Below are 9,645 nucleotides of genomic sequence, written 5' to 3' on the forward strand. Positions count from 1 at the left end.
GTGCCGGGGAGCCTGCGCCGTGCCCTTGCGGTCTTCCTCGGCGGTGGCGTCGTGATGCTGCTGCTCGGCTCGGTATTGGTGCGTGCGTTCGGCACTGCCGACGGCGTCGGCAGTGCCGCGACGTACGTCCTGTCGACGATGTTCGCCGATGTCGGGCGTTCTGGAGGGGAGCTCGTCTCGGGCGTCAGCGCGCCCATTTGGGTACGCGCCATCGTGGGATTCGTCGGGGCCGTCGTGGTCATCGGTGCCGCAGGGATTTTCTTCGGTGCACCGCGCAAGATCACGACGCCCGAGGCGATCGACGAAGCCATCGTGCGTGGAATGCTGCGGGACCACGGCGACGAGGACTCGCTCGGCTACTTCGCGACGCGTCGCGACAAGGGTGTCGTATGGGACTCCGGCGACGCCGGAACGGCGCACGCCGGGATTTCCTACCGTGCGATCGGTTCGGTATGTCTGGCGAGCGGCAATCCGGTGGGCGACAGAGAGTACTGGCCCGGGGCCATCGAGGCCTGGCGACGTTGGTCCCGTGAACAGGGCCTGTCCCTCGCGGTGATGGGAGCCGGCCACAGCGGGGCTCAGGCCTACGCCGATGCAGGCCTGACGATGCTCGATATCGGCGACGAGGCGATCGTGGACATGGCGACGTTCTCGTTGAACGCCCCAGGGATGAAGGAGGTCCGCCGGTCGGTCGATCGACTCCAACGGCGTGGGTACACCGCCACAGTTCTGCGGCACTCGGCGCTCAGCGCCGACGACTTCGCGGCGCTCGCGGACGCGGCAGAGCACTGGCGCGGAGACGGTGGCGACGAGCGTGGCTTCTCGATGGCATTGGGCCGGCTTGCGGATCCGCTCGACGGCGACTGCGTCCTGGTCCGAGCGACAGACGAGACCGGACGGCTGCGAGGGTTCCTGAGCTTCGTCCCCTGGGGCAGGACCGGTCTGTCTCTGGACCTGATGCGTCGAGACCCCACGGCCGACAACGGACTCGTCGAGTTCCTCGTCGGCGCCCTCGCGGCGCAGGCCTCGCGCATCGGCGTCGGCCCGGTCTCGCTCAACTTCGCGATGTTCCGCGAAGCGTTCGAGCGTGGTGCTCAGGTCGGGGCAGGGCCGGTCGCTCGGGTCTGGCGGCAGGGCCTCCTGCTCGCGAGCAAGACATGGCAGCTCGAGTCGTTGTACCGATCGAATGCCAAGTATCTACCGGACTGGCAGCCGCGCTACATGGGCTACGAGTACGCCTCCGACCTGCCACGAGTGGGCACGGCCGCCGGTAGCGCCGAGGGCTTCCTGACGGTTCCCTCGATCAACCTGTTGCGACGCCGAGGCCGCGGCGACGACGGTCTCGCCACCGGACACGAGGAGTACGCCGAGCAGGTCCGGGCGCTGATTCCCCCGGCGCGGGACGTGGTCGGCGAGGCCTTGTCGATCGACCGTCTGCCGGATCAGATGCGGGTGCGACGGCTCAAGCTCGACCGACTCCGCGAGGAGGGTGTCGACCCCTATCCGGCCACTGCGCCACGGACTCACACGCTGGCGCAGGTCAGGAAAGAGGCGGGCGACCTGCCTGCCGACACCGAGACCGGCACGGTCGTCTCCGTGGTCGGACGGGTCGTACTCAAGCGCGACATGGGCAGCGTCGCGTTCGCCACCCTGCGTGACGGCAGCGGCGACCTGCAGGTCATGGTCGACGTTCAGCACCTGGGGGAGAGCGACCTGCACTTCTGGGAACATTCCGTGGACCTCGGCGACCAGGTCGGGATCACGGGTGAGGTGGTGACCACCCACAAGGGAGAGCTGAGCGTGCGGGCGACCTCGGTCATGATGACCAGCAAGTCTCTGCGCCCACTTCCCGACAAGCACAAGGGCCTCATCGACCCCGAGGCCAGGATTCGCATGCGGTACGTGGATCTGATCGTTCGACCGGAGGCCCGAACCGTGGCCTACCAGCGCGCGACCGTGGTGCGCAGTATCCGGGACTCACTGCAGAGCCGAGGATTCACCGAGGTCGAGACGCCCATTCTGCAGACCGTGCACGGTGGAGCGAACGCACGTCCTTTCGAGACGCACATCAATGCCTACGACATGGATCTCTATCTGCGTATCGCCACGGAGCTACACCTCAAGCGCCTGCTGGTCGGAGGGATGGAGAAGGTCTTCGAGGTGGGTCGGCAATTCCGCAACGAAGGAGCGGACTTCAAGCACAACCCCGAGTTCACGTCCCTGGAGGTCTACGAGACCTACGGCGATTACAACACCATGCGCATGCTGACGCAGCAGCTGATTCAAGAGGCTGCGATCGCCGTCCACGGTGAGCCGATCGCTCGGCGTGCGGACCGCGACGGCAAGATCGTCGAGTACGACCTCTCCGGTAACTGGCCGGTCAAGACGATGTGCCAGGCCGTGTCCGAGGCGCTCGGTGAGGAGATCACGGCCGATACCCCGAAAGCGGAGCTTCTGCGACACGCAGAGAAGGTCGGTGCAGAGCTGGTCGAGGACCCGACGTGGGGAGCGGCGCTCGAAGGTATCTACGAGGAGCTGTGCGAGGGGCAGACGACGACGCCCGTGTTCTACACGGACTTCCCGAAAGAGAACGCTCCGCTCACCAGGCCGCATCGCGGCGATGGACGGCTCGCCGAGAAGTGGGACCTGGTGATCTTCGGTGCCGAGCAGGGCACCGCGTACTCCGAATTGGTGGACCCGGTCGACCAGCGCGAGCGTCTCGTCACCCAGTCGTTGCTGGCCGCGGCGGGGGACGCAGAGGCGATGCAGGTGGACGAGGATTTCCTGGAGGCGCTCGAGTACGGCATGCCGCCGACCGGCGGAATGGGGCTCGGCGTCGACAGACTCGTCATGAACCTCACCGGCCTCAGCATCCGTGACACAATCCTGTTCCCCATCGTTCGCCAGCAGCACTGACCCATGACGGGTACGGCGGAACAGGCGGACCGCAAGGTCAACGTGACCACGTTGACCGCGATGGTCGTCGGATCGATGGTCGGTGGCGGGATCTTCACCCTCCCGGGTGGTTTCGGCTCCGCGACCGGTGTGGTCGGGTCCCTCATCGCGTGGGCCATCGCCGGATCCGGAATGCTCATGCTCGGATTGGTGTTCCAGTCGCTCGCCCTGCGGAAACCGGACCTCGACAGCGGAATCTACGTCTACGCCCAAGAGGGTTTCGGGAACTATGCAGGCTTCAACGCTGCGTGGGGATACTGGGCCAGCAACATCGTCGGAAACGTGTTCTTCCTGACGTTCGCCATGGCGAGCATCGGAGCTTTCCTCCCTGGTCTCGGAGCCGGAAACACGGTGCTCGCGGTGATCTGCGCGTCAGTGATCATCTGGGTCGTTCACCTGCTCATCGTCCGGGGGATCCGTCAGGCGGCGATCATCAACAGAATCGTGACAGCGGCCAAGCTGCTGCCGATCGCCGTCTTCGTCGTGATCTGCGCGGTGGCCTTCGACCCCAGCGTGTTCGCCCAGAACTTCTGGGGCCGTGACACGGGGGAGAGTCTGTTCACGCAGGTCACCGACACCATGCTCCTGACCACCTTCGTCTTTCTCGGCATCGAGGGGGCGAGCGTGTATTCACGGATCGCCCAGAAGCGCGCCGATATCGGCCGTGCAACCCTGGTGGGCCTGCTCAGTACGCTCGCCCTCTTCGGCTCGGTGACGACGGTGTCGTACGGCGTGCTTCCCCGCACGGACCTGGCCGACGCCGCGGCCCCGTCGATGGGCGTCGTACTCGAAGAGGTCGTCGGGCCCTGGGGCGGGACGCTGATCGATCTCGGGGTCGTGATCTCCGTGTTGGGCGCGTACCTCGCGTGGACACTACTCAACGCGGAGGTCATGTTCATGCCCGCCAGAACCGGGATCCTGCCCAAACGGCTCGCCCGAGAGAACGCCGGTGGAACACCGGTGGCAGCCCTGGTGCTCACGAACATCAGCGTGCAGATCTTCCTGCTGCTCGTTCTGGTCGTCGGTGACGCGTTGGACTTCATGCTCAAGCTGGACACGGCCCTGACGTTGATTCCCTACCTGCTGGCGGCGGCGTACGCGGTGAAGCTGACTCTCACTCGCGAGACCTACGGTCCGAGCGATGACACCGAGCGACGCCGTCAACTTGTCATCGGGATCCTGGCGGTCCTGTACTCCGTCTTCCTGCTGTACGCGGCAGGCGTGGAGTACGTGCTGCTCGGCTGCCTGGTGTACGCCCCGGGGACGCTGCTCTACGTCGTGGCTCGGCGCGAGCATTCGGGTCGGGTGTTCACCGGCCCGGAACGCGTCGTATGCGGATTGCTTACGGGGGCAGCGATTCTCGCGCTCGCGCTGCTCGGCACGGGCAACATCACGGTCTGACGACAGGAAGAGTGCAATGTTCGACGAACACGAAGAATCGAGGAGCGACCATGGTCTCTGACAGCACAGTAGCGCTCGACCAAGCGGAGCTGACCGCTATCGATCGGTGGTGGCGGGCAGCGAACTACCTGTCGGTCGGACAGATCTACCTCCTGGACAACCCGATGCTCGAGCGTGAGCTCGTTCCGGAGGACGTCAAGCCGCGTCTTCTCGGTCATTGGGGAACCAGTCCGGGGCTGAATCTTGTGTACGCACATATGAATCGACTCATTCGCAACCGTGACGTCGATGCCATCTTCTTGGCCGGACCCGGGCATGGCGGGCCGGCTCTGGTGGCCAACGCGTACCTGGAGGGCACGTACAGCGAGGTCTATCCGCACATAGGGGAGGGTACCGAGGGCCTACGAAAGCTATTCCGGCAGTTCTCTTTTCCCGGCGGGATCCCCAGTCACGTGGCACCGGAGACGCCGGGCTCGATCCACGAGGGCGGTGAACTCGGGTACGTGCTCTCCCACGCCTACGGTGCGGCGATGGACAACCCCGACCTCGTTGTCGTCGCGGTGGTCGGTGACGGAGAGTTCGAGACCGGGCCGTTGGCCGCGTCGTGGCACAGCAACAAGTTCCTCGATCCGGTCCACGACGGGGCGGTGCTGCCGATCCTGCATCTGAACGGCTACAAGATCGCCAACCCGACCGTTCCGGCGCGCATTCACCGCGAGGAGCTGGAGAGCCTGTTGCGGGGCTACGGCCACGAGGTGATCACCGTCGAGGGCGACGACCCGGCGCAGGTGCACCAGCAGATGGCCGAGGCCATGGACAGGGCTCACGATCTGATCACGGAGAATCAGCGTGCAGCGCGGGTGGACGGCGACCTCGAACGGCGTCCGGGTCCGATGATTCTGATGGTCACCCCCAAGGGGTGGACCGGTCCGAAGGTCGTCGACGGGCTGCCGGTGGAAGGTACGTGGCGGGCCCATCAGGTCCCACTGGCGGCGACCCGCGAGAACGACGAGCATCGCGCTCAGCTCGAGCAGTGGATGCGGTCGTACCGCGCCGAGGAGTTGTTCGGGACAGACGGGGTGTTGATCGAGTCGGTGCGGGCGCTCGCCCCGGTGGGGGACCGTCGGATGAGCGCCAACCCGCAAGCCAACGGAGGCCTGCTGACCCGCCCCCTTCGGTTGCCGGATTTCCGTGACCGAGCCGTCGAGGTCAGCGAACCTGGAGGGTCGATCCACGAGCCGACGCGGGTCCTGGGCGAATACCTGATCGACGTGGTGCGGGACAACCCCACGAACTTCAGGATCTTCGGCCCGGACGAGACTGCATCGAACCGGCTCAACCCGGTGTACGAGGTCACCGACAAGGTCTTCGCCGGCACCATCGTGGACACCGACGAACACCTGGCCCGATCGGGGCGCGTGGTGGAGATACTGTCGGAGCACACCTGCCAGGGGTGGGTCGAGGGCTACACACTGACCGGACGGCACGGGCTCTTCAGCTGCTACGAGGCGTTCATCCACCTCGTCGACTCGATGTTCAACCAGCACGCGAAGTGGCTCAAGACCACCCGCGACATCCCGTGGCGACCGCGGGTGCCCAGCTTGAACTATCTGCTGAGCTCACACGTGTGGCGTCAGGACCACAACGGATTCTCGCACCAGGATCCCGGCTTCATCGACCATGTGGTCAACAAGCGAGCGGAGGTCGTGCGGGTCTACCTGCCGCCGGACGCGAACACGTTGCTGTCCACCATGCAGCACTGCCTGGAAAGTCGGCACTACGTCAACGTCGTCGTGTCGGGCAAGCAGCCGTCGTTCGACTGGCTCACCGCGGACGAGGCCGATCTCCACTGCGCTCGGGGAGCCGGGATCTGGGAGTGGGCTTCCAACGACGAGGGACATCCGGACGTGGTGATCGCTGCCGCCGGCGATGTCCCCACCCTCGAGGCGCTCGCCGCTGTCAGCATCCTGCGGGAGGGTCTGCCGGACCTGAAAGTGCGGTTCGTGAACGTGGTGGATCTGATGCGGCTGCAGGACGAGACCGAGCATCCGCACGGGATGCCGCAACGCGAGTACGACAGCCTCTTCGGGGTGGATGTGCCGGTGATCTTCGCCTATCACGGCTACCCATGGCTGATTCATCGTCTTACCTACCGCCGAGCCAACAACGCCCATCTTCACGTGCGTGGCTACAAGGAGGAGGGAACGACCACCACGCCCTTCGACATGGTCATGATGAACGACATGGACCGGTTCCATCTGGTCATCGACGTCATCGACCGCACTCCACGACTCGGCTCGAGGGCGGCGTCGCTACGGCAGGAGATGGTCGACACCCGAAGGCGTGCACGACAGTGGACCCGAGAGCACGGTGACGACCTGCCGGCCGTGCGGGACTGGCAGTGGACCTTGCGTGGTCAATCGCCCGAGAAGGGCAATTCACCGTCGGTCACGGCTGCTGCTTCCACGAGCGCTGATTTCTGACTCGGACGCCGTAGGGCCGGGACACGAAAAACCGGTACCACCCGAAACGCATTCGGGCGGTACCGGTTTCACTTGGCTGTCGGTCAGCCGGCCTTGGCGCGCAGGCGCTCGACTTCCGAGCGAGAGTGTCGCACGGCATCGGTGTCGGCTCCCTTGTCGTGGGCAAGGTCGTGGGCGAGGTCGAGAATCGCGCGTCGAAGGTGCTTGCGTGCTCGACGGGACTTGTGATGCGGCGCGGACTTGATGAAGGCCTTACGCGCCTTCTTCTCCAGGATGCCGTCGATCTCGGCGTCGGTTACGGTTCCCGCTTCGACCTCGGGGGCCAGGATGTCGCGGACGAACTGGTATTCCCGCGGCGCTGCCCGTCGGAACGCGATGGCCAGCACCGTGAACGACAGGACGATGGAACCGATCATGACCGGAAAAGTCAGAATGCCACCCTGACCTAGCCCTGCGGCGTCGTCCCAGGTGAAGTGGAAGAACATCCCGGCGAGTACGAAGGCGACACCGCGCCCGATTCTTCGTGGCTGGGCTGCGGTGCCTACGAGGTAGACGACGCCGCAGCAGACGAGGGCACTGAAGAGTGGGTGCGATGCGAAGCTGACCGCGATACGGGTGAACGACATCGACACGGCCTGACCGACCGGATCGGTACCGAATGCCCCAGCGGTGGAGTTGGCGGCATATTGGAAGTCCTCGAAGACCGCGAACCCGAGTCCGATGAAAGCCCCGATGATCAGGCCGTCGTTCGCGGTTCTGATCAAGCGCGGGGCAAGGCCCATGAGAAGTACGAATCCGCAGAGTTTCGCAGCCTCCTCGGTGAATGGTGCCGCGGCCCCTGCCGCCCAGTCCGCAACCCAGTCTTGCCCGAACAACTTGGAATAGATGCCGAGCAACGCGTTGTTGGCGGGTAACGCGAATGCGAAGGTAGCCGCAACGCCACCCCACAGGAGCGCGGCGACAATGAGGCTGCCCGGTTGACGTTCCCACCGGTCGATGTGGCGGAACCAGGCGAACCACGCCAGACCACACAGTCCGCAGAGGACCGCCGCTGCCACGAATCCGTCTGCGTAGAACCCGGCCGTCGGTTGGAAGAAGGACCACGTCTGGAAAGCGCCGAGTCCCATCAGGAGCACGTACACCCAGAACGAGAGGTTGTGAGGTTGTACGAATACGAAGCGCTCACCCCAACCGGAGACCTCGAGAGCCTCGGCTTGGCGTCGCCGGGCCTCGGGGCTCACGGCATGCGTCGTTGTGTTCGTGTCGGTCTCGCTCATGCGTTGTTCCCGTCTACGGTACGGATGCTCGCGATCATGGTTTGGATGTTGTCGTTAGCTGCCGTCATCTGAGAGGGAGGACCGTATGCGGTGATCTCGAGACCGGTGCCGTCCAGTACGAATGCTGCAACCACACCGTCGCCGTTCACGCTGCTGTATGGCTGAGCTACCCCGGTCTCTCCGGTGAACGTCGTGAGGGTGGTGCGGTTCCCGTCGACCCGGAAGGTCGGGTCGTCGGTGCGGGAAGTGACTTTCTCGACCTGATCCAGAAGCTCGTCGGGTGTGCCGCCGAACGAGTCTGCAGCGATTTCGAATGTCACGCCACTATCGGAGACGGTGGCGTTGCCGCGTCTGAGGCCGTCGTCGGTCACGCGGAAACCTTCTTCGACGGTCCAGCCGGTGGCCGGAGTGAAAATGATGCTCTCGGTGATCGCCATTTGCTCTCCTGCGAGAACGGGGTCGTCCAAGCCGATGGCTGCATCGACACGCGGTATCACGAAGGTCATGACGATGAAAACCGCGACGACGAAGATTGCCGGCGGAAAGGTGCGTCGATCGAGTCCGAGGACGCGATGCTCCGGTGGCACCCGATGTTTGTGTGTCGCAGCGTGTATCAGTGTCACGGATACCCCTCGGCGCTCGTAGGCATTCGAATTTTCACAGACCTTCTGGTCAGTGAAGTCCAGAGGATGTTCGATGAACAGGCCGACGCTCGGCCGTCCTGTTCACTGCTGTAGGCAGTGCACTGCTGTGCACTGCCTACAGGCTCACCGCCGACGAACGAACAAGCAGCGGTAATGGTCTCGATGAATTGATTTTTCGAGCTCGACCGAGCGTCCAAGCCGTACCCGGCATCGCCGGTAGGGCTCAGGACGCGGGCGCGTTTCCGTTGTCCGCGCTGCCCGTGAACAGCTGAGTGAGCAGGGCAAGAAGGTTCATTTCGAGTTCGCTGGACGAAAACATATGGAAGACTCCTCTGTTTGCGTGAGTGTGATGCACCCATTCGTAGTTGCATCGGTGTTTCCTTCTTATCAAGGCAAGCGCCTATCCGCTACAGCACCGGTCGAAAAAGACCGAAAGTACATTTGCGACGGCGAAACCGGAAGACGGCGTCCATTGTTATGCGGAAATCGCGCTCTCCATATTTCGGGATGGATGGGTCCAGTCCTGCTCCAGGACTGCATTATTGCCGTGACAATACGTAACACAACAAGGGTCAATCGAGTGTTACTCGAATTTCGCAAAAGCCCGAGACGCAACCGTCGTTCTTTGTACGGTGAACGGTATGGCGCGACTTATCGATGCTCGACCGAACTCCGTTCAGGGGAATGCAGCCAAGGCTCTCCTCGACGTCGGTAAGCTCTTCACTCGATGGGACGAGAGTGACGACGGTCGTACGGTCTTTCGCGAGGGTGGCCGAGCGGGCGACGTGTTCTACCGCGACCGGTGGAGTCACGACAAAATCGTTCGATCCACCCACGGCGTCAACTGCACCGGTTCCTGTTCGTGGAAGGTTTACGTCAAAGACG

General features: G+C 64.1%; 6 protein-coding genes. 4 read left to right on the forward strand and 2 right to left on the reverse strand.

What is annotated here, in order from left to right; genetic code table 11:
- From lysX to A2J02_RS03055, 3 genes are all read left to right on the forward strand, one after another.
- Positions 1-2,916 (forward strand): bifunctional lysylphosphatidylglycerol synthetase/lysine--tRNA ligase LysX (lysX, locus tag A2J02_RS03045; RefSeq protein ID WP_197477916.1); only part of this gene is annotated, 2,916 nt, incomplete at its 5' end.
- 3 nt (positions 2,917-2,919) lie between these two features.
- Positions 2,920-4,356, forward strand: coding sequence for a basic amino acid/polyamine antiporter (locus tag A2J02_RS03050; protein ID WP_068046600.1), 1,437 nt, complete (start codon positions 2,920-2,922; stop codon positions 4,354-4,356).
- Positions 4,357-4,406: 50 nt separating this feature from the next.
- Positions 4,407-6,839: a phosphoketolase family protein gene (locus A2J02_RS03055; protein WP_068046603.1), complete on the forward strand. Its 2,433-nt coding sequence runs from the start codon at positions 4,407-4,409 to the stop codon at positions 6,837-6,839.
- Positions 6,840-6,922: 83 nt separating this feature from the next.
- On the opposite strand, the gene A2J02_RS03060 is transcribed toward A2J02_RS03055, so the two are convergent.
- Positions 6,923-8,116, reverse strand: coding sequence for a PrsW family intramembrane metalloprotease (locus tag A2J02_RS03060; protein ID WP_068046606.1), 1,194 nt, complete (start codon positions 8,114-8,116; stop codon positions 6,923-6,925).
- Complete coding sequence (locus tag A2J02_RS03065) at positions 8,113-8,739, reverse strand: hypothetical protein (protein ID WP_068046609.1); 627 nt, start codon at positions 8,737-8,739, stop codon at positions 8,113-8,115. The genes A2J02_RS03060 and A2J02_RS03065 overlap by 4 nt, the downstream gene beginning before the upstream one ends.
- A 662-nt stretch (positions 8,740-9,401) precedes the next feature.
- On the opposite strand from A2J02_RS03065, the gene A2J02_RS03070 reads away from it, so the two are divergent.
- The coding region (locus A2J02_RS03070) for a hypothetical protein (RefSeq protein ID WP_156516059.1) at positions 9,402-9,645 on the forward strand (244 nt) is incomplete at its 3' end.

It is taken from the genome of Rhodococcus sp. EPR-147, from assembly GCF_001647185.1.
Classification (GTDB): Bacteria; Actinomycetota; Actinomycetes; order Mycobacteriales; family Mycobacteriaceae; genus Rhodococcoides.